This is a genomic window from Polyangiaceae bacterium (assembly GCA_020633235.1).
Taxonomy (GTDB): Bacteria; Myxococcota_A; Polyangia; order Polyangiales; family Polyangiaceae; genus JACKEA01.
The window spans coordinates 169,135-192,162 of the sequence record JACKEA010000002.1 but is presented as its reverse complement, the minus strand read 5'-3'; the positions used below and the strand labels follow the sequence as shown (position 1 = coordinate 192,162).

Below are 23,028 nucleotides of genomic sequence, written 5' to 3'. Positions count from 1 at the left end.
AACGTGGTCTCACGACAAAGTGGGAGTTTTGGTCGGCCAATTTCCGGCTGCCGAACCCTTTTAGCGCCGCCGTGGCTCCTAAACACCGAGGCGAGGCCAATGCACACTACAGAAATCACCAAAGAGAACTTCGACGAAACCGTGGGTGAAGGAATCGTTTTCCTGGACTGGTGGGCGTCCTGGTGCGGTCCCTGTCGCGCATTCGCGCCGATCTACGAGCGCGCCGCGGCCCGTCACACGGATGCCACCTGGGGCAAGGTGGACACCGAGGCACAGCCCGAGCTGGCGCAGGCCTTCGGCATCACCGCCATCCCGACCCTGATGGTGTTCCGCGACGGCATCCTGCTCTTCGAGCAACCCGGCATGGTTCCGGCGCTGACCCTGGACAAGCTGGTCGAGCGCGTGCGCGAGCTCGACATGGACGAGATCCGCCAGAAGCTCGCCGAAGAGAAGGCGAAGGGCGAGCAGCCGACGGCGACGACCGCGTGACCGACGAAGCCGAGGAGACGCCGACGCCGGACGCCCCGGAGCGCGAGAAGCGCGCGGCCAACGAGTTCTTGGCCATGGGGCTGTCCGTTGGCGCCGTGGGCGCCGCAGGGGCGGTGCTGCTCGGCGCCACGTGCCCCTTGTGCGTGGTCGCCACGCCAGCCCTGATCGGTGTCGGTCTGGTGCGCCGAGTGCGCGCCGCACGGATGGCGTCCCGCGCCGGCTCCGTGACAGACTCCGAAGCTCAGAGTCCGTCAGGAGGAGAAGATGAGCCAACACGTGGGTGAATTCTCGATCGCCATCGAGCAGGTCGACGGTTACGAGTTCCGCGTCAAGTTCGACAAGGAACAGTACGAGAGCTTGATGCTCGACGAGCCGGCGCCCCTGAGCCAGGACCGCGCGCCCAACGCCGCGCGCATCTTGGCCGCTGCCGTGGGCAACTGCTTGTCGGCGAGCCTGCTCTTCTGCCTGAGCCGCGCCGGGGTGAAGCTCGAGGACATCAAGAGCGACGTGAAGGTGGAGCTCACCCGAAACGAGAACCGCCGGCTTCGCATCGGGCACATGGAAGTGACGGTCCGGCCCAAGCTCAGCGCAACGGGCGAAAAGATCGACAAGTGCCTGGAGACCTTCGAGGACTTCTGCGTGGTGACCCAGAGCGTGCGTGAGGGGCTCGACGTCAAAGTGAACGTGGAACCTCAGTAGCGCGCCGGGCATCGCGCCGGGCCGACATGAAAATCGAGCTTCGGGACATGGCCTTGGGCCGAGGTCGGACTATGGTTACGGGTCATGTCGAGCTCCCTCGTTGACCGAGCCCGGCGCGGCGACGCCGCCGCCATGGAAGAGCTGCTGGCGGACGTCGCCCCTCAGGTGCACCGTTTCGGTCGCCGCATGTGCGGCAGCGATCACGACGCCGACGACGTGGTGCAGGACACGCTGATCAACGTGGCCACGCACCTCGACCAGTTCGAGGGCCGCGCGTCGTTGTCGAGCTGGGTGTTCGCCCTGGCGCGCAGCGCGTGCTCGCGGCGGCGGCGGGGGCTGAAGAACCGCCCGCCGGTCGCGGAAGAGGCGGTTCGCGAACGCGTCGATCCCGCGCCCACACCGGAACAGCATGCGGAGTCGTCAGAGCTCGGGAGCGCGCTGTCCCGGGCGCTGGATTCGCTGAGTGACGAGCACCGCGAGGTGATCCTGCTGCGCGACGTCGAGGGCCTCACGGCGCCGGAGGCGGCGCACGCACTGGGTACCAGCGTGGACGCGGTGAAGAGCCGCCTGCATCGGGCGCGCTCCGCCTTGCGGGATGCCCTCCGGCCGGTGCTGGAGCCGGACCCCACGCCGATGCCGCGGGACGGAGACTGTCCGGACGTGGTGGAGCTGTGGTCGCGCTATGCCGACGGCGATCTGGGCCCCGACGATTGCGCCAGCATGGAGCAGCACCTCGCCGCGTGTCCGCACTGCGGCGCCGCCTGTCAGGCCTTGAAGACGGCCTTGGTCGCCTGCCGCACCGTGAGAAAGGCGGAAGTTCCCGTCACTCTGCAGCTCCACGTGCGCCGGGCGCTGCAGTCTTGGGCCGAAGAGCAGAAGCCCTGAACCGGCCGGGCCGGGATCAGCCATCAGCCCTTTCTGTCGCAAGCTAAAGCGTTCAGGGGTGGGGCCGTTCGGGGATACGGGAGCCTCCCGTGCCCTTCGACTTCCCCAGCCACACCACGTCGTCCACGCCCCGTGCGGTGCAGCGCGAGGAAGTGGTGTCGCTGTTGGCGGAGGGGCTCGGGCGTCCGAGCGCCGAGGAGCTGGTGCGGGCCGCGGCCCTCACGCTCCGCCTCGCCGGCCTGTCCTGGACTCTGGCAGAGGCTCTCGACGTGCTCGATCGCGTGGCCGACATTCCCGGTCGTACGGGCGTGGCGGCGCTGTTTGCCAAGACGCGCCTGATCCTCGAGCACCACTGAGGCCGCGGCGTGCCCGCGGCGCAGCGACAAACTCTCGGGGAAGCGACCCGGAGGGCATCCCCAGGGCAAGCAGGGGTTTTTTGGCTCTCCTGACATCTTCATGGCCGAGGAATCGTTGGCCTTGGTGCGCCGGTCCCCGCGTTTCGGCCCTCGGGAAAGAGGCGAAGAGAGGCGCTCCGCAATCGAGCCCGGTGCTTCTTTGACGCACAAAGCAGAAGGGGTTTGGGAGAGGTGTCGCCGTTCAGATGCGTGACCTTCGCCAGCGAATGGAACCCGCGCAGCGCGTGGCGTGAGCCCCCCGAATAAAATCGCGACGCGATGTCGAATTCAGTAGACAGGATTTCGGGCGCGCAATGCCTCACCACTGCGTCTCGCGTCACGATGCGCGCAGGGGCGCACGTCCGCCCGACGCTCCGGGGTTCACGCTTGTCCGCGCGGGACGGCCTTCGGTCCTTGCGACCTCTGCGCAGACTCACGCCGCGCTGAGCTCGCCAGCCTTCACTCGCGAATGTCGTCTCTAGTTCCGCGCAGAGGGGACGCTTCGGCCCTTTGCCGCGCCGGACCAGAAAAACCGTTGCCCAGTCGAGTGGCACGTTCCTCTGAGCCCTCCTCATGCACCCACGAATGTGTGAGGAGAGCCGATTCTTGTTGGTCCGGCGCGAGCTACAGCGCTTCGCGGATGGCCTTGCTCTGAGCCAACAGGCCCGGGAGCCCGCCGGTGTGGATGAAGAGCACGCGTTCGGGCTTTTCGCTGAGACGCGATAGCCCGAACAGGGCTTTGCCCGTGTACACGGGATCGAGCACCAGTCCGGTGCGCCGGGCGACCTCCACGATGAAACGCTTCTGCTCGGCGCTGGCCACGGCGTAGGCGGGACCCTTGAACCCATCGTGGACCACGATCTTGGCGGTGTGGCCCAGGCTCGGGTCCACGGCGATGGCTTCCAGCACGATGCGGCCGATCACGCTTTCGAAGTAGGCGGCGTCGTCACACACCGCCATGGCGTGGACCTCCGGTGCGATGCCCCACTCCTGCGCGCCGAGGGCGAGGCCGGCGGCAGTACCCCCCGAGCCGCAGGCGGAGACGATGGCGTCGAAGCCGAGGTTTCGTCCCGCGAGGCCGAGGTCGAGCTGCTGGCGCACCTCGCGCATGGCATCCACGTAGCCGAGGGCGCCGAGACCGTTGCTGCCGCCCTCGGGGATGACCACGGACATGCGGCCGTCTTTTTCGAGCGCTCGCGCGGCGTCCGCCATCACCTCCGCCCGGCGGCGGTAGTCCTCCGGCGTGATGAAACGCACCTCCGCGCCGGCCATGTGATCGAGCAGCAGGTTGCCGTTCACCTTGGGATCGGACTGCGTGGTGCGCAGGAACAAGACGGCGTTCAGCTCCAGCCGTGCGCACAAGAGCGCTGTGGCTCGGGCGTGGTTCGATTGATCGCCGCCGCAGGTGATCACGTGGCTGGCGCCGCGCTCGAGGGCGTCGGCGAGCAGGTACTCGAGCTTGCGGATCTTGTTCCCGGCCTCCGCGCCGGCGCTCATGTCGTCGCGCTTCACCCACACCTGGGCGCCGACCAGCTCGTCCAGAGCATCGGAGTGCCACAGGGGAGTCGGAAGGTGGGCGAGGCGGAGCTTGGGAAGCATCACGCGACCGTCACGAGGCGGGCGCCGCCCTCGACGGTGTCTCCTTGAGCCACGTGGAGCTTCTGCACGGTGCCGGCCTTCGGCGCGCTGAGCTCGTTCTCCATCTTCATGGCTTCCACCACGACGATGGGGGCGCCGGCTTCCACTTCGTCCCCCTCGGCCACCAGCAGCTTCACCACCTTGCCGGGCATCGGCGACGTGATGACGCCGTCCGTCGCCTCGGCCCCCGCGCGGCGCACCGACGCCGCCGCGCGCATGCGGGCGGTCTCCACCTTGAGGGTGGCGCGGTGGCCGCTGCCGCTCACGATCAGATCCGGCACCTTGCCGTCCAGCGTGAGGTCGAACACCCGAGAACCGACCCGCACGGTCACGTCGTCCGCGCCCCGGGCCGACACCTCCGCGTCGAGCTTGCTGGCACTGGCGGCGTCCGCGTCGGCGTCCTCGAGCAGCCGTACCTCGTAGCCCCCACCAGCATGCTCACTGATCTCGACGCACAGCTCGGCGTCGTCGATGGTCACGAAATAGCGCATGTTCGAGCCGGCGGACGGTAGCCGAAAAGTCGCGGAATTTCGAGCAGGAAGACGTCCGCAACGGCTGCGTGGCCCGCGCCCGCCGAACGCAGGCCGTGCGCGGGGCCCTGGAAATCCCAGGGGCTTTCTGCGGGTTGCGGAGAAAAGCCGGCGTCCCCAAGCTGGCACGAGCACTGCAGCTCCCGACCATCGAGGTGAATGATGCCGATCCCGCTCCAGATCACGTTCAAGAACATGGATCCTTCGGAGGCGGTCGAAACCAAGATACGACAGAGAACGGAGAAGCTCGGGCGTCACGCCGGGCGGGTGACGGGCTGCCACGTGGTGGTCGAAGCACCCCACAAGAGCCACCAGAAGGGGCGGCTGTTTCAGGTGCGGATCGACCTGGCCATCCCCGGCGAGGAGATCGTCGTCAACCGAGAGCATTCCTCGGATCCGGCGCACGAGGACGTGTACGTCGCCGTTCGTGACGCGTTCGACGCGGCGCAACGCCAGCTGGAGAGTCACGAGGATCGCCGGCGCGATCTTCATCGCCGCCCGAGCTAGAGCATGGCCCCGGTCGAGCGGCTCCCGCTGTCTCAGCTGCGCGCAGCGGCGGATCCGAACGCGCTGCCGTTCGAGTCCACCGCCGAGCTCGACACGCTGGTCGAGCCCCTAGGCCAAGCGCGAGCCGTGGAGGCCGCCCGCTTCGCCATCGCCCTACGACGAGACGGCTACAACCTGTTCGTGATCGGACCGAGCGGCTACGGCAAGCACGACTTCGTGCGCAGCGTGCTCTCGGATGCGGCGGAAGCGCGCGAAGCGCCGCCGGACTACCTGTACGTCCACGACTTCCGGCGTCCAGAGGAGCCCAAGGTGTTGGTCGTGCCCCGCGGGCGCGGCTCGGAGCTGTCCCGCGACGTCGACAAGTGGGTCGAGGATCTTCGCGCCGGGATCCCCTCCGCCTTCGAGAGTGACGACTACCGAGCGCGCTTGGCCGAGATCGAGCAGGAGTTCCGCGCCCGGCCGGAAGCGGCGTTCCACGAGGTGGAAGCGGAGGCCAAGGCGGCCGGCATCGCCATGGTGCGCATGCCGTCCGGCGTCGGCTTCGCGCCCATGAAGGAAGGCGAGGTGCTCAGCCCGGACGACTTCGAGAAGCTACCGAAGGACGAGCGCGACCGGCTCGAAGGCGTCGTGGAGGGGCTTCAGAAGAAGCTCGGCGAAAAGCTGCGCGCGCTGCCGCGCTGGGGCAAGGAAGCGCGCGACAAGGCGCGCGCTCTCGGACGCGAGGTCACGAGCTTCACCGTCGAGCAGCTGATGGAGGATCTCCGCAAGAAGTGGGCGGACCAGCCCGCGGTGCTCGCCCACCTCGACGCCGTTCGCGCCGACGTGCTCGACAGCGTGGACGAGCTGCGCAAGGAGGACGACGGCTCCCCCCTGGGCCTCGACGGCAAGCGCCGCTTCGCGCGCTACCGAGTGAACGTGCTGGTGGACAACGCCGAGTCGGACGGCGCGCCGGTGGTGTACGAAGACCGTCCCAGTCTGGACCGCTTGCTGGGGCGGGTGGAGCACCGCGCAGAGCTGGGCGCGCTGGTCACCGACTTCACGATGATCAAAGCGGGGGCCTTGCATCGCGCCAACGGCGGCTACCTGGTGGTGGACGCCCGCGAGCTGCTCGGCCAGCCGCAGTCGTGGCAGGCCCTGAAACGCGCGCTGTACGCTCGGGAAATCCGCATCGAGTCGCTGTCGCAGCTGCTCGGGCTGAGCAGCACCACCACGCTCTCGCCGGAGCCCATCGCGTTGGACGCCAAGGTGGTGGTGGTCGGAGATCGCTACCTCTATCACCTGCTCTTGGAGCTCGACCCCGACGTCGGGGAGCTGTTCAAGGTGGTGGCCGACTTCGAGGAAGCCGTCGATCGCAACGCGGACAGCGGCCTCGCCTTCGCCCGCATGGTCGCCACCCTGGTGCGGCGCGACGGGCTGCGCCACTTCGGCCGCGACGCCGTGGCGCGGGTGATCGAAGAGTCGGCGCGCAGCACCGGAGACTCGCGCAAGCTGTCGACACGGGTGCGGGACCTGGCCGAGCTCATGCAAGAGGCCGACTTCTTCGCGTCCGAGCACAACGCCGATCAGGTGAGCGCCGAGGACGTGCAGGTGGCGGTGCGGGCGCGGGACCACCGCCGGGCGCGCCTCCGCGAGCTGATGCACGAGCAGATCTTGAAGGGCACCCTGCTGATCGCCACCAGCGGCGAGGCCGTTGGGCAGCTCAACGGGCTCAGCGTGCTCGAGTTCGGCGGCTCGCGCTTTGGAGTGCCGACACGCATCACCGCGACCGCGAGGGTGGGGGACGGCAAGGTGGTGGACATCGAGCGGGAGGTGGAGCTCGGCGGCGCGCTGCACAGCAAGGGCGTGCTGATCCTGTCGAGCTACTTCGGCGCGCGGTATACTCGGCACATTCCGCTGTCCCTCAGCGCCAGTCTGGTGTTCGAGCAATCCTACTACGCGGTGGAGGGCGACAGCGCCTCGCTGGCCGAGCTGATCGCGCTGATCTCGTCACTCTCGGGGGTGCCGCTGAGGCAGAGCATCGCCATCACCGGCTCGGTGAACCAACACGGAGACACGCAGGCCATCGGCGGAGTGAACGAGAAGATCGAGGGGTTCTTCGACGTGTGTGCCGCCCGCGGCCTCACCGGCGAGCACGGCGTGGTGATCCCGATCTCCAACGTGCCGCACTTGATGCTGCGGCCGGACGTGGTGGAAGCCTGCCGTCGCGGCGAGTTTTCCGTGTACGCCGTCGCTACCGTGGACGAAGCCGTGGAGGTGCTCACCGGCCGCGCCGCCGGCGAAGCGGACGACAACGGGGACTTCCCGGAGGACAGCGTCAACGGCCTGGTGCTCGAGCAGCTCGTGGAGTTCGCGGTGATCGCCGAGGGCTTCTCTAAGTTCCTCAAGATGAGCTCGGGAGGCGAGACCCCGCCCCAGGGAGCCGAGGGATGACGGAGCGCTATCGCGTCGTGGTCGCATTCGAGGCGGCTGCCGACGCGGCGGCGGCCACCCGACAAGCCATCGAGCTGGCTGAGCAGCTGCGAGCGGAGCTGTTCGGCGTGTTCGTCGAAGAGGTGGAAGCGCTACGCCTGGCGGCGTTGCCCTTCGCCACGCTGGTGGATCGCAGCGGTCGCACCTCGCCCCTGCGGCCGGCCACGGTGGAGGCGGGTTGGAAGAGCGCAGCCTCCCGGGCGGAATCCAACCTTTCCCGTGCCGCTGATCGCGCCCGGATCCCAGCGAGCTTCGGGGTGGCGCGGGGTCGGCTGCTGGGGGCGCTCCGGTCGCTGTCCCAGGGGCGCGACCTGATCCTGCTGGGCGAGACGCGCGCGCGCCGCGCGCGGCCGGGGCCGGTGGTGGTGATCGCGCGCTCCCGCGATCAAGCCCTGGGCCTGCTTCCCATCGCCGAGGCCTTGGGCGGCCCGGGGCCTCTGCGCGTGGTGCTGCCGCCGGACGGTGACGAGCCACCCCTGTCCGGCTCTGGCAAGCCCGTTGCCGTCCAGGAGAGCGAGCCCTTCGACGCCGAGGCCATCGGCGCCTTGCTCGCGCCGAGCGGTGCGCGCTTGGTGCTCATCGCCGCGGACGCGCCGTGGCTCGACGAAGGCAGCCTGCCGGAGCTGCGGCGTCGGGTCGGCTGTCCGTTGGTGCTGGTGCGGACCTGAATATCAGGCGCGCACGAGCGCCATCTCGTGATTGCGCGGGCGCGCGGAGGTGAACTCGAATCGTGCATAGAACGACTGGGCGTCCTTGGTCCGGAGGTTCACGCTGCGCACGCTTCGGACGGCGGCGTGGGAGAGCAACAGCTCGAACACACGGCGGCCGACGCCGCGGCCGCGCCATGGCTCGGCCACGGCGACGTCGAGTATCTCCGCGCGCTTGGCGCCGTCGGAGATGGCCCGCGCCGTGGCCACCAGCCGGCCGTCGGCGTTGCGCGCGCCCACCCACGCCGACGAACCGACGAGCGCGGCGGCCAAACGCGCGTCGTCCACGCCCACGTTCCAGTACTGATCGCGCAACAGCTCCACCCCCGCGCTGACGTCCTGGGGGCCGAGGGCAGGGCACAGACGGGTGCCGTCGGGTCCCACCAGAAAATCGGGACGCGGCCCCTCGGGATGCGCGTCCAAGATCACGTCGATGGCGCGAAGGTCCTCCGTCGTGCCGCGCTGCCACAGGCCCCGGACGATGTTCTCGATCTCGCGCACAGGGCGCTCTTGGCCGAGCTTCTTCTTGCCGCTCACGCGGGTGGGCACCACCCGCATCACCCACAGGCTGTCGATGCTGCTCCGGTACAGCGGGTGATCCGCCGCGATGGGAACGTGACCGCCCTCGGGCTGGTGCCGCGCCATCAACGCGGCGAGAGCTCGTGCCTTCGCATCCGGATCGACGACGCGCTCCACCACGCCCTCGACCTGCGCGCTCAAGTAGTACGTGGTGGCCGGGCAGGCGCGCTCGGGATCGCGGAAGTAGCTCGGGATGCGCGCGACGACGCGCTCCGTCGCGATCACCACCGGGCGGCCGTCCCACAGCGTCTTTTCGCCCCGTACGGAGCCGTGGAAGGTGAACGCGTCGTCCACCCACGCCGTATGCAGCGCGCGCAAGAGCGGCGCTCCCTCCGGCGTGGTGCCCGCCACGTGGACGGCTCGGGCCTCCGAGAGCCAGCGGCGGGCTTCGCTCTCGCTCGCACTGTGGATCGCCTTCATGGGCCTCAGGGTGGCGCGCTGCCGGCCTGTCAAAAAGTGCCAGATTGAACATTTTTGGTAGTCCAGTTAGGCTTTGCCGGTGAGCTTCGAGCTGGCGCTGTCCCTGGATCGTCCGGGGCCGCTGTTCGTGGCCATCGCCGCAGCGGTGGCCGAGGACATCGCCCGCGGCCGCCTCGTGCCCGGCGCGCGGCTTCCGGGCACCCGCGCCCTGGCCGAGAGCCTGGGGGTACACCGCAACACGGTGGTCGCTGCCTACGCAGAGCTCGAAGCCGAAGGGTGGATCGAGACGCAAGCGGCGCGCGGCACCTTCGTGGCGCTGTCCCGCCCGGCGGATCGACCGCGGCGCTTCGCCAAGACCGCGGGGCCGCGCTCGGAAGTCCCTCGCCGTCTCGGCTTCGAGCTCCGGCGTGACGTCGCGCCCTTCATGGCGCCGCCCACGGCGCGCTTCGACTTGCGCGGGGGCTTGCCGGATCTGCGCCTCGCGCCGCACGCGGTGCTCGCTCGCGCGTACCGTCGCGCGCTGGCGAAGCGCGGGGGCGCGCTGCTCGACTACGGAGATCCCCGCGGTCTCGGCGAGCTGCGCGTGGGCCTCGGAGAAATGCTGTCCACCTTGCGCGGGTTGGCCCCCGCCGCGGACGACGTGATGGTGACCCGCGGCAGCCAGATGGGCCTGTGGCTCGCGGGCCAACTGCTGCTCGAGCCCGACGACGTGGTGGCGGTGGAGAGCTTCGGCTACGCCCCGGCGTGGCGCGCGCTCTCCAGCACCGGCGCGCGCCTGCGTCCCATCCGTGTGGACGAGCAGGGGCTCGTGGTGAGCGACCTGGAAGCGCTGCTCACCCGCCAGCGCGTGCGCGCCGTGTACCTCACGCCGCACCATCAGTACCCCACGACGGTGGTGCTCTCCGCTGGTCGTCGGCTGCGGCTGTTGGAGCTCGCCCGAGAGCACCGCTTCGCGATCCTCGAGGACGACTACGACAACGAGTTCCACTACGACGGACGTCCGGTGCTGCCGTTGGCCAGCGCGGATCGCGCGGGCGTCGTGGTCTACATCGGCACGCTCTCCAAGGTGCTGGCGCCCGGTCTTCGCATCGGCTTCGTGGTGGCGCCGCCGGCGCTCGTCGAGCGCATGGCAGCGCTCCGCGTTCAGGTGGATCGTCAGGGAGACCAGGCGACCGAAGCCGCCGTGGCGGAGCTCATCTCCGACGGCGAGCTCGCGCGCCACGTGCGCCGCATGCGCCGCGCTTTCCATGCCCGCCGTGACGTGCTGGTCTCGGAGCTCCGAGGGCACTTCGGCGATCGCCTGCGCTTTCGAGTGCCGGCCGGAGGCTTGGCGCTGTGGGCGCGGGCTCCCGGGGTGGACGTGGAAGCGTGGGCGACGGCGGCCCTTGCTCGCGACGTCTCGGTGCGCACCGCCAAGGACTTCTCTTTCGACGGGCGCCGCCGGCCGTACCTGCGCATCGGCTTCGGTCGCATGAACGAGGACGAGCTCCGCGAAGCCGCAGCGCGCCTGGCCCGGGCGTTCAGCGAAAGCGGCCGTTCACGAGGGTGAGGCGCGTCGGCCCCGGCATCGCGCGCTCGCGCACGGGGTGCAGCGGATCCCCGGGGTACGCCACGGCGCGGCGGCCGTTCACCTCGAAAGGCATCGGCTCGACGAGCGGAGGCTTCTTGCCGCGATAGCGCCCGAGCATGGCCTCTACGGACGGCTCCGACGCCAGCGTCATCAGCGTCATGATCTGCGGCGGCGCGAGGTGGATCGCGTCGTCGTAGTAGGCCGCCAGAGCGCGCTTGGGCGTGAGCCACACGCTCTGGTCCGCTTCCTGTCCGTCATGGCTGGCCGTCGCCCCCGCGGGCAGCCGCGCCAAGAAGAAGCGCGTGTCGAAGCGGCGCTTCATCAGCGCCGGGCGTTCCGGCGTGATCCAGCGCGAGAGCGGGACCAGCTCCGCGGGCGTGAGCACCACGCCGGTCTCCTCCCGCGTCTCGCGACAGGCCGCCACCACCAGCGCGCGAGCGCGCCGCGGGTCGAGCTCCGGCTCACCGAGCCACTCTCCCAGGCCTTCGGGTGCGTCGGGCCAGCCGTCGTGATCTTCCGGATCCACCTTGCCGCCGGCGAACACGTGCACGTTCCCGAGCACCGTGGAGTCGCCGCTGCGCCGGAGCAGGAACACCTCCGGGCCGTCGCCTGCGTCGCGCAGCAGTACCACCGACGCGGAGTCCCGTGGCGGGTCGCTCGAGGGCGGGTCGCTCACGGGACGGGGCTCGCGCCGAGCCAACAAGAAAGGACAGCGTCCGCCATGATCGTGAGCATGTCGGGCCGCCGCGGAAACACCGCGCCCCGGACCCTCACTCGGGAATGTTCACGAAGGAGCAGCTCCCGTTGCCCACGGAGCGCGCCAAGCACTCGTGGGTCTCGGGGTGCGAGAGGTAATACACGTCCGCGCCGTCCGTCGCGAAGAAGCGCCCGATCAGGTTGATCATGTACTGTCCGGTGTTCCAGTTGAGGCACGGATCACTCGGATCGAAGCCGTGCACGCCGGTGGGCTGCACGTAGGCCATGAGCTGGCCAAGGACGCGCTTGTCCGCGCTCCAGGCGCCGTCGTCCTTGCCAAAGGGCTCGCCGTCCAAGCGAGGCGCCCACACGTCGTCGATCGTGCTGGCCGTGGCGGGCATCGCGATGCGAGCCAGACGCAACGGCTCGGACGCGTGGGCTTCACCGTAGCCGGCGATGCCCTCGTCGAGGACGTCCACGTTGTAGAGGTACTGCGCGCAGGTGGCCTCGGGGATGGGCTTCTTCACGCAGCGGCCGCTGACGCAGGTCTGGCCGCTGAGGCACTTGCTGGTGTCCTCGTCCGTGCAGGCCGGGTGACAGACCATGTCGTTGGCGGTGACCGGTACTTCGTTCGGCATGCAGCTGGTGAGATCCGCCGGGGCGTTGCGCTCCAAACGGTTGATGCCCTCCATCACGTGCTTTTCCACCAGCACGCGGCTCGGAGTCTTGCCTCCGAGGGCGGAGTACAGCGCGTCCGGCGTGACGTAGTCCGCGTATGCGGGGTAGCGCTCGAGGGCGTCCGGGCGCAGGAACGGCACCGCGCCGGCGGCGCGCCCGAGGGCGATGCCGCTGTTGAGGGGCACGTTCATGTCGCCCACCGTCACGATGTTGAGCACCGCCGTGGGCGGTTGCACGTCGCCGTTCCAGTCCGTCATCGGCTTGAGGCCGTAGTACGGCGCATAGTTGATGGGATCACCCGGGTCGATGATGTTGCTCGCCAAGCTCATGAAGCGACGCAACGACGGGGTCTGTCGGATGTGGCCGAAGCCCTCGGCGATGGCGCGCAGCTTGGAGCCCGCGGCAAAGTACTGATTCTGGAACTTGGTGCAGCCGCCTTCCGCGCTGCACACCGGCTTGGACGAGTTGCCCGTCGGATCCGGCGCTCCGCTCTCGATGAGCCCCTTGCCCCACTCGTCGATCACCGCCACGCGGTGCTCCGTGTCGACGGTGGGATGGCAGCCGGTGTCGCCGTCGTAGCTGTCCACCACGTCGGGCTGATCGTAGAGCTGGATCTCGAGGCGATCCCCGAGGCTCGAGGGCATGCCGATGCGGAAGCGCCCGTCGCTGTCCATGCGCGCACAGCGGAGCTCGCCGTTGCCGCCGTTGTACACGAAGGCGGTGCCGCCCTTGCTGAACAGCTTCTTGTCGACGCAGTTGATCTCGACCTCGCGGCTGTTGTTCACGTCGATCACGTTGAAGCGCAGGCTCACCTGATCTTCGCTGCAGCTGGTCTGGTCCTGCTTGCCGGCGTCGTAGAACTCCTTCGCGGGGACGCCCACGATCAAGGGGCCGAAGTTCCGGAGATAGATGCCCTCGAAGGCGCCGCCCTGGAAGGTGCGCGCGCCGACGTCCAACAGCCCTCCCGAGCCGCTGGTGGGCGCTGCGGCGGTGACCTTGGGGTCGAGCGCCGCGACGAAGGGCGCCAGGATGCCGCCGAGGGACTGGCCCCACGCGTAGTACTTGCCGTCGGGGCCGCCGATGTCGGGCACGCCGTTGCCATCGAAGTCGCCGGCGAGGTTCGGCTCCCCGTCTGCGTCGAAGTCCTGCTTGCTCAGGCGCTTGCCGTCGAAGCTCTTGAACACGCGGAACATCTGCAACAGATCCACGGCGCTCTGGCGCACCACATCGCGGGTGTGGAACAGGTAGCTGGTCCAGTAATCTCCGCCGGAGTTCGGCACGCCGTCGCCGTCGAGGTCGCGGGCGCGGCCGGCGAGCAGCGCGCTGGCGAAGGGTGCCTCACAGGCGCTGCTGAACAGGCCCTTGGCCAGCTTCAGCTCCACGTCCCCGAGCTCGAGGCCGTGGAAGGTCGCGTTCATCCCGACGCTGGCGATGCCTTGGGAAGCGAGCCAGCCCGCGAACCCCAGCTGCTCGAGATCCGAGCTGGTGTAGCCGTGGCCGTAGTACGCCACCGGGAACGGCTGCTTGTGCTCCGCCGTCTCCTTCGGGATCGTGATCATGAACTGGACGTCGTCCGAGCCGACGTAGCCGTCGCCGGTGGCGAAATCGATGTCGAAGGACGCGTTCGGGTCCCGGCCCTTGGGACCGCCTTCGATGAAAAAGGGCGACTTGAAGGTGCCGACGGCGATGTGATCGATGGCGTTGAAGGACTCGAGCAACGAATCCAGGGTGGGGCCCTCGAAGCCGAAGCCTTGATTGGCCAGGGCCTTGAGGGTGGCCTTCACCTTGTCCATCTCGACGATGTTCGGGCGGGCCACCTTGTCCACGCACTTGGGATCCTCTTTCCAGTTGGGATCCTCCTCGGCGCCGTCGGCCATTGCCTCCAGATCGATGAGACCGGCGGCTCGGGCGATGTTGGCTTCGGCAGGGAAGCTCGAAGAGAGCTTCGCTAGCGGGCCCTTGCCGTACAGGCCGTCGCGGATCTCACGCAGATCTTCCACCACCGGTTGCGTGGTGAAGGTCCAGGCGAAGGCCACGTGCTTGAGGCCGGTACCGCCGATGTCGCCGTAGTAGCTGGCGAGGTCCTTGTTGGACAGGTGCGCCTTCAGCTTGGCGATGCCGTCTTCCTGGCTCGGGTGGTACACGAAGTCGAAGGGCGAGCGCACGGGCCTGCCTTCGGCGTCCACCAGTCGATCCGTCACCACCACGGCGTAGCGGGTCTTTTCCTCGAGCGGCACCAGGGGGCGCAGGATCAAGGTGTCGGTCTCGCGCTCGTACCAGGTGAGGAGCTGGTCGGCGATGCACTTGTCGCGCTCGACCTCGCTCACGTTGCCGAGCTGCACGTCCACTTGGCTGGGGCACGCGTCCTGATTCAACAGGTTCGGGCGATCCAGGACGCCGTCGAAGTCCGTGTCCCACTCCGGCTTGTAGATGGGCGTGCCGTCCGCGGTGACGCGGTTCGGATCTCGCTTGCCCGTCTCGGGATCCACCGTTTCGTCGGCGGTGTCCCACATCAGGTTCTCTTCCAGCTTGCGTGTGTCGTTGCGCCAGTACTTGCCCTTCTCGCGAATGATGTACTGGAACGCACCATCGCCGACGTCCACGATGGCGGGCACGCCGGTGTCCAGGTTGACGACGTACACGGCGTCGTCGGCGAGCTCGTAGTCGTCCCCTTGGTGTCGCTTCACCACGTTGGCGAGATCGATCGCGGCGCCGGCCTGGCCGGGCTTCTTGTCGAAGGCGATCGTGATCGGCGCGTAGGTACCCCAGCCTTCGAGGGAGTCGAACTTCTTGCGCGCCGTCGCTTCGATCTCCGTGGGGGCCACGATGCTGGCGTTCACTCGCAAGCCGGTGCGGCTGGTGGGGTCCGGCCACGTGGCGCTGTCGTTCGGCAGCGGAATGTCGGGCAGCGGCTTGTGATACAGGTCGAAGCGAACCGTGGGGCCGTCGCCCGGCGGAGTGCGCCGGAGGCCTTCGGGAACTTCGTCCACGCTGCAGCCGAGTGCCGAAAGCCCGAGGGCGAGCGCAAGGCTGCTCGCGAGAGTGCGGTGATTCATGGCTTTTCCCGCGGGCAGTGTTCCATCGCGGAACGGGTCGGTCAATGGGCCGACGCCGCGCCGCAGTCGTCCGGGATCATGCGGATGTCGTCGCCCGACACCACCGTCCAACCGCCGCTGCCGTAGGTGAGGGTCGCATCCGCTGCAAAGCGCCCCCCCATCTTGGCGCGCAGCGTCGAAAGCGCGCAGCTCGGGGGCTTCACGATGGCCGCGAAACACACGCTGATGGGCATCGCCGTCGCCATCGCGCCGTCCTCCGTGACGGTCACCGACACGAGACAGTTCGAGCCGCCCTGCTTGGGGGAGCGGAAGCTGTAGGACACGATGCCGTCTTCCGTGACGTCCACGAGGCCGTCCTTGTCGGGACTGTCGATCGACATGCTGGTGAGCCCGGCGTCGGCGTACACCCCGCGCGCGAGCTTCTCGGCTTCGGGATAGTAGCCGATGGCGTCGAAGTGCTTCAGGTCGATGCCCTTGCTTCCAGAGGACGAGGCTTGTTGGCTCGGCGCGGAACCACTCCGGGGCGCCGCACCCACCGGCGCGATGGGCGCGGGGCCGCCGCGCTCGGACATGAAGTACAGCGCGCCGCCGCCCACCACCAAGAGCGCGAGCACGAGCACGCCGGCGAACGCGAGGCCCACGCCCACGCCCAGCACGCCGGCGCGCGTGGTGCTGCCGGGCTGGGGCAAGGTCTGCGCGACTCCCGGTGCCGTCGGCGGCAGCGGCCCCGAGGGCGAAGCTGGCAGGAGCGAGTGCCAGCTCTGGGCGCGACCGGTCAGGGTGTGAAAGCTCTCCGCCGGGAGGAACTGCGCTGCTTGGCGGAGCTGCGCGGCGAGCTCGCCGGCGGTCTGGATGCGGCGCGCGGGATCCTTCTCCAGACAGCGGAGGATCACGCTCTCGAGGGCGGGCGGCAGATCCGGTCGCAGCTCCGAAGGGCGCACGGGAGATTCCTGAATTTGCTGTCGCAAGAGCTCGAACAAGGTCTCCCCCTGGAAGGGACGCCGACCGGTGACGCCCTCGAACAGCATCACGCCCAGCGAATACAAGTCCGAGCGGGCATCCACGTGCTGGCCCTGGGCCTGCTCCGGCGACATGTAGAACGGGGTGCCGAGCAGGGCGCCGGTGCGCGTGGCCTCGCTCACCGACGCGATGTCCGGCCTCAGCTTGGCGATGCCGAAGTCGAGGAGCTTGGCGCGTCCCGTCGCCGTGACGAACACGTTGTCGGGCTTGAGATCGCGATGCGTGATGCCTTGGGCGTGGGCGGCGCCCAGCGCGTCGAGCACCTGAAGCATCAGCTGGACGAAGCCGCCCAAGGGCATCGGGCGTTGCTCGTCGAACACTCGCGAGAGCGGGGCGCCGTCGAGGAACTCCATCACGATGTAGGGCCGGCCGTCTTCCAGGCGGCTCAGGTCCGTGACGCTGACGATGCCCTCGTGACGGATCACGTTGACGGCCCGCGCTTCAGCGAAAAAGCGATCCACCATCTGCGGCACGCGGGCGCAGTCGTAGGACAAGAGCTTGATGGCGACGCGGCTGCCGATGTCGGGGTGAACACCGAGATACACCTCGCCCATGCCCCCGGCGCCGATGGGACGGGCAATGCAGTGGCTGCCCACGCGGCGGCCGAGCATGGGGTCGAGGGCGGTGTTGACCAGGGCGGCGCCGTCTTCGGTGCAGAAGCCCGAAGCTGGGTACAAGCGCGCGCATTCCGGGCAGACGAAGCTCACGACGGCGAGGGCAGCGTAACCCAGGCGCTCGGAGGCGTCACTGGTCCCTCGCGCGCTTCACGATGCGTCCTGCGCAAGTTCGCTGGAGCGAAGGCAGCGTAGCTTCCGAATCGAACGCGAGAGGGTTTCGGCGTGATGCTGTCGTGTGGCAACGCGGATGAGTGTGCTTCGTCTGCTGGCGCCGCCATCTTCGGTGCCCGAGCCATGATGTTTTGGTTGTAGCGGAAGTCGGTGGGAGCCAGAATCTGCGTTCCCGTTTGACTCGTCACCAACGAGACCCGTGGACACCCAGAAGACAAGGGACAAGCTGGCTTCGGTCGCGCCCTCGCGTATCACCAAAGCCGCGTTCGTTCGCGCATACAACACGGATGTCGCGACGCTTCACGGGAAAGACTGCTTCTTCGACTGCACCTGGTCCTACCAACGTGGCTATCGCTACAACTTCAAGGGCACCCAGCCGGTCTTGTACTTGGCTGCCGACCACACAGTAGCTAGCGCCGAGATTGGGCCTCGCACGCTCACCGATCTTCTGGGACCACTCTCCGCGAAGGCCTCACCCTACATTTACGTAACCGTCGAAGCCACGGCGAGCGTGCTCGACCTGACGAACGCGCGGGTGCGACGGCGCTTGGGAATCACACTCGCCGACCTACTCGCCCCCACCGATCAGTGGGAAGCGGACATGAACGCCGGCGTTCGCAGTACCACACAACACATCGGAGCACTTGTCGCCGCAGACGCACGATTCGACGGGATGCTCTACCCTCCGTATCCGTGGCGCAAGCTCCTGCGAAAGCAAGGAAAGCACAACTTGGCGCTCTTCATGGACGTCTCCTCCCCCGGGATGGCCAAACCCCGGAACCCGGCCGTCGAGCTTTCCGTCGAGGACCCGCAGGGAGTGTTGAAGGAGTTGGGCCTGAGGCTTTGAGTGCTATCCGCCATGAGCAGCGGTGAAAGCATCCATCAGCGCCGTCTTCAACGGCTCGAGGTTTCTGGCGATGACGAGGTCAATCGGGCGCTCGAGGCCAAGCGCCTTGTTTGGCGAGCGCAGCCAAAGCCGGACTTCCTCTTCCTTGTTGTTGCCGTCGGTCAGAGCGAGCAACAGAGCCACCACGTCGTTGAGATCGTCCCAGAACTTGCGAACGTCCGCACTCTTGGGTCGCACGAATCGCTGCTTGCTTGCCAACTGCTGCGATACCGCCTGGCGCGATACCCCCAGCGCCTTCGCCAATGTCGACTGATCAACCGCCAAAAGCTCGAACAGTCCTTGGATGTCTACTCCCCCCTTGGAACCACGGTACGGGGACGGCGGCACCATGTTGTCGAGAAGCACGGCTTCCATGCCTTCAACATGACTTGCCAACTCGATGTCGTCAAGTGTCTGTCAAGTATAAGTCAAGTAATGTTGGCTCAGCGGTTCCGTCCTTGGATGCGGTTCGCGAGATCCTTCCCGAAGCCCAAGTTGTTGACGATGCCGGAAACCACGCCAACGGCGATGGCCGCGACGACGACTGCGACGCCCGCGATGGTGAGCACGGAGAGGCCGCTCAGGAAGCCGTAGAAGGCGAGGGCACCGCCGGCGAGGAAGAGCACCGCGGCGCCGACGCAACCCGCGCAGCCGCCGTACATCAGGGTGCGGTTCGTCTCGCGTTCGGGAGTCAAGGTGGGGAGCGTCGTACACGGGGGGGAGGCGGGCGTCACGCCCACGGAGATGGATGGGCATGGGCACGGACGAAGACGGGCACGGACGGCGGGCACGGGCACGGATGAAGACGGGCATGGGCACGGAGGACGGGCACGGGCATGGACGACGGGCACGGATGACGGATGACGGGCACGGAGGACGGGCACGGATGACGGGAACGGGCACGGAAGACGGGCATGGGCACGGATGACGGGCATGGGCACGGCGTGCGCACGGAGACGGGCGTGCTCGCGGAGACGGACGGGGACGGACGAAGACGAGCACGGGTTGGATCGGGGTGCGGCGGGGAGACGGTGGGGAGCAGGCGCGCGCCAGCTGACGCTGGCACTGGCGCCTGCAGGCGACGGGGGAGAGGGGAGAGAAACGTCGGGGAGCGGCGGGGTCTCGGTGGCCTTTCTGGGGTGAAAGGCCACCTCGAAATGACAAACTTCAAATCATCCGCTTCGAAACTTCCGCATCATCAACTGAAAGCTTACGGCGTGGCCGTGGAGCTCCTGGACGCCGTGCGAGCGGCCAGCATCCGCGACCGAAAGCTCCGGGACGAAGCGCTGCGCGCAGCGAAGTCCGCGTGCCTGAACGTGGCTGAAGGCGCCGGTCGCTTCACGAGACGGGACAAAGCGCGGGCGTACACCATCGCGCGGGGCGAAACTGTCGAGGCCGTGGCGGCGGTGGAGATCGCAGCACGGGCAGGGGACGCGCGAGCGGAGTGCGTTGCCGAGGTCGTGGAGCTCGGCAATCACCTGTACGCCATGCTCACCAAGCTCATCGTGTGAGGGATGCGCGGTTGGCGCACGAGACCAACGTGCGACGCGGCATCAGCTCCGCACGGGCACGGATGACGGGCATGGGCACGGACGACGGGCATGGGCACGGATGAGGGGAACGGGCATGGGCACGGACGACGGGCACGGGCACGAACGACGGGCATGGGCACGGATGACGGGCATGGGCATGGGCACGGCGATTGGAGAACCGGCGTGCGCACGGAGACGGGCGTGCACGCGGAGACGGACGGGGACGGACGAAGACAGCACGGGTTGGATCGGGGTGCGGCGGGGAGACGGGGAGACGGTGGGGAGCAGGCGCGCGCCAGCTGACGCTGGCACTGGCGCCTGCAGGCGAGGGGGAAGAGGGGAGAGAAACGTCGGGGAGCGGCGGGGTCTCGGTGGCCTTTCTGGGGTGAAAGGCCACCTCGAAATGACAAACTTCAAATCATCCGCTTCGAAACTTCCGCATCATCAACTGAAAGCTTACGGCGTGGCCGTGGAGCTCCTGGACGCCGTGCGAGCGGCCAGCATCCGCGACCGAAAGCTCCGGGACGAAGCGCTGCGCGCAGCGAAGTCCGCGTGCCTGAACGTGGCTGAAGGCGCCGGTCGCTTCACGAGACGGGACAAAGCGCGGGCGTACACCATCGCGCGGGGCGAAACTGTCGAGGCCGTGGCGGCGGTGGAGATCGCAGCACGGGCAGGGGACGCGCGAGCGGAGTGCGTTGCCGAGGTCGTGGAGCTCGGCAATCACCTGTACGCCATGCTCACCAAGCTCATCGTGTGAGGGATGCGCGGTTGGCGCACGAGACCAACGTGCGACGCGGCATCAGCTCCGCACGGGCGCGGAAGACGGGCATGGGCATGGATGACGGGAACGGGCGCGGAAGACGGGCATGGGCACGGATGACGGGAACGGGCGCGGATGACGGGAACGGGCACGGAAGACGGGAACGGGCATGGGCACGGATGACGGGAACGGGCACGGAAGACGGGGACGGGCATGGGCACGGATGACGGGGACGGGCATGGACGACGGGCACGGATGACGGGCACGGATGACGGGCACGGATGACGGGCACGGATGACGGGCGTGGGCACGGAAGACGGGAACGGGCATGGGCACGGATGAGCGGGACGGGCATGGGCACGGATGACGGGGACGGGCGTGGGCACGGAAGACCGGAACGGGCATGGGCACGGATGACGGGGACGGGCATGGGCACGGATGACGGGGACGGGCACGGATGACGGGCACGGGCATGGGCACGGACACGGATGACGGACACGGGCACGGACGACCGGCACGGAGACGGGCACGGACGACGGGCACGGACGACGGGCGCCGCACGGAGATGGGCGTGCGCACGAAGACGGTATGCACACGGCGAACGGAGAACGGGCGTGCGCACGGAGACGGGCATGGGCGTGGCGCTTGGAGAACGGGCGCGGCGCACGGGGGCGAAGGGTGCCCCGTGAGCTCCGAGTCTCTGCGGCTCGCCCAGGAAGCGATCGCTGGGGCGAGGTCGGCACCGAGCGGACGAGAACGAGGGTGAGGTCGGCACCGAGCGGACGAGAACGAGGGCGAGGTCGGCACCGAGCGGACGAGAACGAGGGCGAGGTCGGCACCGAGCGGACGAGAACGAGGGCGGCGTGGGACGGGGATCGCGCCGGACCAACATTCCCTCGTCCTGGATGAGGAAGGGGAGTGGGATCGCATCCCGCGTCCGTCTGGGGCCGTGGGAGCGAGAGGGGAGGCGCGATCAGTATTGGAGGCCGAGACGGCCGACGCCGATGAACTGGTTGTCCATCTTGTTGCCGGCGGCGTCCGCGAAGGCGTTGCCCGGGAAGAACACGCCGCCCTGGGCGCCGAGCTCCAGGGTCATTTCGTAGTCGAGGGCGTGGCGGTACTCGAAGCCGGTGTCGAGCTCGATGCCGAGGTCGTGGCTGCGAGGATCGCCGCCGTCGAAGTTCTCGAACACACCGCCGGTGCCGACACGCACGGGATCGACGAAGTCCGCGGTGGTCTGCGCGAGCACGGCGCCGAATTTGAGGTCGAGCTCGCGGACGGGGCGGACCACTACGGTGGGGTTCAGATAGGTGGCGCCGAACACGCTGCCGTTGGAAGCGAGCAGATCCGTGCCCGGAGCGGGGCGCTGGGTGAGCTCGGGATCCTGCGCGATGCTCGCGGCTCGCGCGGTCTTCCAGTTCATGACCTCGTCGAACAGGATGAGACCGACGTTGTGATTGGGATCGAAACGGAAGCGACGGCTCACACCGTCGTTCGGATCCGCGTCGCCGCTGGCCCAGCCCCACTCCAGGGCCGCCACGAAGTTACCCCAGCGATCGTCGCCTTCGCCCTTTTCGGTCACGGCACCCAAGCGCACGGCGGCACCGAAGGCGCGCACGTCCTCGCGCTCGTTGTCCCGTGTCTGCTGCACGGTGCGCACGTAGTTCGTGTTGCCGAGCAGGTAGCTGACCTCGTATTCGCCGAACACGTGGCCCTGGGTGCCCGGGATCTTGGCGTTGAACTTCCCGGAGGAGTCCAGGCTCCACACCTTCAGGGTTTCGTCGAAGGAGCGGGCGAGCAGGCTGTTCTCTCGGCGTTGATGACGATACACGCCGTAGAAGCCGAGCATGTTGTCGTGCTTGTCCTGATAGAACAGCGCGAGCACGCCCTGCAGCGCGGTCTCGTCGTCGGTCAGATCCGCGTTGGCGTCCTTGAACACCAGATCCCCGGCCAGAGCCACGTTGAAGGGCGAGTCCTTGCCCAGAGGCCGCGTCGCGAACAGCAGCCGCTCCACGATGGAGCCGCCGGAGTAGTCGCCGAACAGCGTCGGGTGGTCGCCGTCGTTGGCGACGAGGCCCATGCCCCAGTGCGAGGGCTGCTGGCCCACGCGGAACAAGCCGATGGGAGAGAGATATTCGAGGTACAGCCAGCGCGGCTTGACCTTCAGGGGTTGCCGCTCGTCGTAGGGCTCTTCCGCGGCGTCGACGTGCTCCGTCTCCTGCCCACCGATGAAGCCGCGCGGCACGTCGATCTGACCCACGAGGCGCAGGTTCTCGCGCATGGTGAGCTGAGGCGTGATGCGGAACCAGTGCGTGAGTCGCGTCGTCTGTCCCAACGAGTCCGTGCTGGGGTCGTTGCGGAAGGGGCGCAGCGGCAGGTCCGAGAGCGCGGTGAAGCGCGCCTGGTACTCGCCGTGGATCTGGAATTTGATCGAGTCCGGGTTCGGCGGGGAGAACGGCGTGCGTCCCGTCTCCAACACGAAGCGCGGCTTGAACTCGGTGCCGGTGGTCTCGTCGGACGCCGGCGGCGGTGGCGGAACCGGACGCGACGTGGGCGTCTCGGTCACCTCGGGTGGCGGCGGCTCGGCAGGTTGGGCGAGCAGCGACGGCGACCAGCACACGAGTGCGGCGGCGAGAGCGGAGCGGAATGGAGCGAGGAAAACGCGGCCCACGGGCCGGCGAGAATAGTGATGCGTTGGCAACCGGAGCAAGTCATTCCTTGCTG

General features: G+C 68.3%; 21 protein-coding genes. 12 read left to right on the top strand and 9 right to left on the bottom strand.

Annotated elements, in window-relative coordinates; genetic code table 11:
- Positions 1-99 precede the first annotated feature (99 nt).
- From H6717_11435 to H6717_11415, 5 genes are all read left to right on the top strand, one after another.
- Positions 100-489: a thiol reductase thioredoxin gene (locus H6717_11435; protein MCB9577623.1), complete on the top strand. Its 390-nt coding sequence runs from the start codon at positions 100-102 to the stop codon at positions 487-489.
- On the top strand, positions 486-773 hold the full coding sequence (locus H6717_11430; GenBank protein MCB9577622.1) for a hypothetical protein: 288 nt from the start codon (positions 486-488) through the stop codon (positions 771-773). Before H6717_11435 ends, H6717_11430 begins: the two co-directional genes overlap by 4 nt.
- A complete protein-coding gene (locus H6717_11425) occupies positions 754-1,188 on the top strand; it encodes an OsmC family protein (GenBank protein MCB9577621.1) in 435 nt (144 codons plus the stop codon). Before H6717_11430 ends, H6717_11425 begins: the two co-directional genes overlap by 20 nt.
- 84 nt (positions 1,189-1,272) lie before the next feature.
- Positions 1,273-2,073 (top strand): sigma-70 family RNA polymerase sigma factor, encoded by an 801-nt coding sequence (locus H6717_11420; GenBank protein ID MCB9577620.1) that lies wholly within the window; start codon positions 1,273-1,275, stop codon positions 2,071-2,073.
- Positions 2,074-2,162: 89 nt separating this feature from the next.
- Entirely contained in the window at positions 2,163-2,429 is a 267-nt protein-coding gene (locus H6717_11415) for a hypothetical protein (GenBank protein MCB9577619.1), read from the top strand.
- Between the two features lie 663 nt (positions 2,430-3,092).
- Here the strand turns inward: H6717_11415 and H6717_11410 are convergent.
- Together H6717_11410 and H6717_11405 are read right to left on the bottom strand one after the other, a co-directional pair.
- Positions 3,093-4,067 (bottom strand): D-cysteine desulfhydrase family protein, encoded by a 975-nt coding sequence (locus H6717_11410; GenBank protein MCB9577618.1) that lies wholly within the window; start codon positions 4,065-4,067, stop codon positions 3,093-3,095.
- On the bottom strand, positions 4,067-4,324 hold the full coding sequence (locus H6717_11405) for an acetyl-CoA carboxylase biotin carboxyl carrier protein subunit (protein ID MCB9577617.1): 258 nt from the start codon (positions 4,322-4,324) through the stop codon (positions 4,067-4,069). The genes H6717_11410 and H6717_11405 overlap by 1 nt, the downstream gene beginning before the upstream one ends.
- 474 nt (positions 4,325-4,798) lie before the next feature.
- On the opposite strand from H6717_11405, the gene H6717_11400 reads away from it, so the two are divergent.
- From H6717_11400 to H6717_11390, 3 genes are read left to right on the top strand one after another with little or no spacing between them, the layout of a single operon-like run.
- Entirely contained in the window at positions 4,799-5,143 is a 345-nt protein-coding gene (locus tag H6717_11400) for a ribosome-associated translation inhibitor RaiA (GenBank protein MCB9577616.1), read from the top strand.
- Between the two features lie 3 nt (positions 5,144-5,146).
- The gene (locus H6717_11395) at positions 5,147-7,573 is read left to right on the top strand and encodes an AAA family ATPase (protein MCB9577615.1); all 2,427 of its coding nucleotides are present in this window, start codon (positions 5,147-5,149) and stop codon (positions 7,571-7,573) included.
- The gene (locus H6717_11390; protein ID MCB9577614.1) at positions 7,570-8,280 is read left to right on the top strand and encodes a hypothetical protein; all 711 of its coding nucleotides are present in this window, start codon (positions 7,570-7,572) and stop codon (positions 8,278-8,280) included. Before H6717_11395 ends, H6717_11390 begins: the two co-directional genes overlap by 4 nt.
- A 3-nt stretch (positions 8,281-8,283) precedes the next feature.
- Here the strand turns inward: H6717_11390 and H6717_11385 are convergent, their stop codons facing one another.
- A complete protein-coding gene (locus tag H6717_11385) occupies positions 8,284-9,318 on the bottom strand; it encodes a GNAT family N-acetyltransferase (protein MCB9577613.1) in 1,035 nt (344 codons plus the stop codon).
- A gap of 79 nt (positions 9,319-9,397) precedes the next feature.
- On the opposite strand from H6717_11385, the gene H6717_11380 reads away from it, so the two are divergent.
- Positions 9,398-10,867 (top strand): PLP-dependent aminotransferase family protein, encoded by a 1,470-nt coding sequence (locus tag H6717_11380; GenBank protein ID MCB9577612.1) that lies wholly within the window; start codon positions 9,398-9,400, stop codon positions 10,865-10,867.
- On the opposite strand, the gene H6717_11375 is transcribed toward H6717_11380, so the two are convergent.
- The 3 genes from H6717_11375 to H6717_11365 all read right to left on the bottom strand — a co-directional run bounded on the left by H6717_11375 (position 10,839) and on the right by H6717_11365 (position 17,045).
- Positions 10,839-11,588, bottom strand: a complete 750-nt coding sequence (locus H6717_11375; GenBank protein MCB9577611.1) for an NUDIX hydrolase — start codon at positions 11,586-11,588, stop codon at positions 10,839-10,841. The two genes, H6717_11380 and H6717_11375, sit on opposite strands and share 29 nt — an antisense overlap.
- A gap of 70 nt (positions 11,589-11,658) precedes the next feature.
- On the bottom strand, positions 11,659-15,318 hold the full coding sequence (locus H6717_11370; protein ID MCB9577610.1) for a hypothetical protein: 3,660 nt from the start codon (positions 15,316-15,318) through the stop codon (positions 11,659-11,661).
- Between the two features lie 41 nt (positions 15,319-15,359).
- The gene (locus tag H6717_11365; GenBank protein ID MCB9577609.1) at positions 15,360-17,045 is read right to left on the bottom strand and encodes a serine/threonine protein kinase; all 1,686 of its coding nucleotides are present in this window, start codon (positions 17,043-17,045) and stop codon (positions 15,360-15,362) included.
- A gap of 280 nt (positions 17,046-17,325) precedes the next feature.
- On the opposite strand from H6717_11365, the gene H6717_11360 reads away from it, so the two are divergent.
- Positions 17,326-17,973 (top strand): RES domain-containing protein, encoded by a 648-nt coding sequence (locus H6717_11360; protein ID MCB9577608.1) that lies wholly within the window; start codon positions 17,326-17,328, stop codon positions 17,971-17,973.
- Positions 17,974-17,976: 3 nt separating this feature from the next.
- Here H6717_11360 and H6717_11355 read toward each other — a convergent pair whose 3' ends face one another.
- Together H6717_11355 and H6717_11350 are read right to left on the bottom strand one after the other, a co-directional pair.
- Positions 17,977-18,387 carry a DUF2384 domain-containing protein gene (locus tag H6717_11355; GenBank protein MCB9577607.1) on the bottom strand — a complete coding sequence of 137 codons (411 nt, stop codon included), beginning with the start codon at positions 18,385-18,387 and terminating at the stop codon, positions 17,977-17,979.
- 68 nt (positions 18,388-18,455) lie between these two features.
- Positions 18,456-18,707, bottom strand: a complete 252-nt coding sequence (locus H6717_11350; GenBank protein MCB9577606.1) for a hypothetical protein — start codon at positions 18,705-18,707, stop codon at positions 18,456-18,458.
- A gap of 462 nt (positions 18,708-19,169) precedes the next feature.
- On the opposite strand from H6717_11350, the gene H6717_11345 reads away from it, so the two are divergent.
- Together H6717_11345 and H6717_11340 are read left to right on the top strand one after the other, a co-directional pair.
- Positions 19,170-19,523, top strand: a complete 354-nt coding sequence (locus H6717_11345) for a four helix bundle protein (protein MCB9577605.1) — start codon at positions 19,170-19,172, stop codon at positions 19,521-19,523.
- Between the two features lie 424 nt (positions 19,524-19,947).
- Positions 19,948-20,301, top strand: coding sequence for a four helix bundle protein (locus H6717_11340; GenBank protein MCB9577604.1), 354 nt, complete (start codon positions 19,948-19,950; stop codon positions 20,299-20,301).
- A 976-nt stretch (positions 20,302-21,277) separates the two neighbouring features.
- On the opposite strand, the gene H6717_11335 is transcribed toward H6717_11340, so the two are convergent.
- A complete protein-coding gene (locus H6717_11335; GenBank protein MCB9577603.1) occupies positions 21,278-22,975 on the bottom strand; it encodes a hypothetical protein in 1,698 nt (565 codons plus the stop codon).
- Between the last annotated feature and the right edge of the window lie 53 nt (positions 22,976-23,028).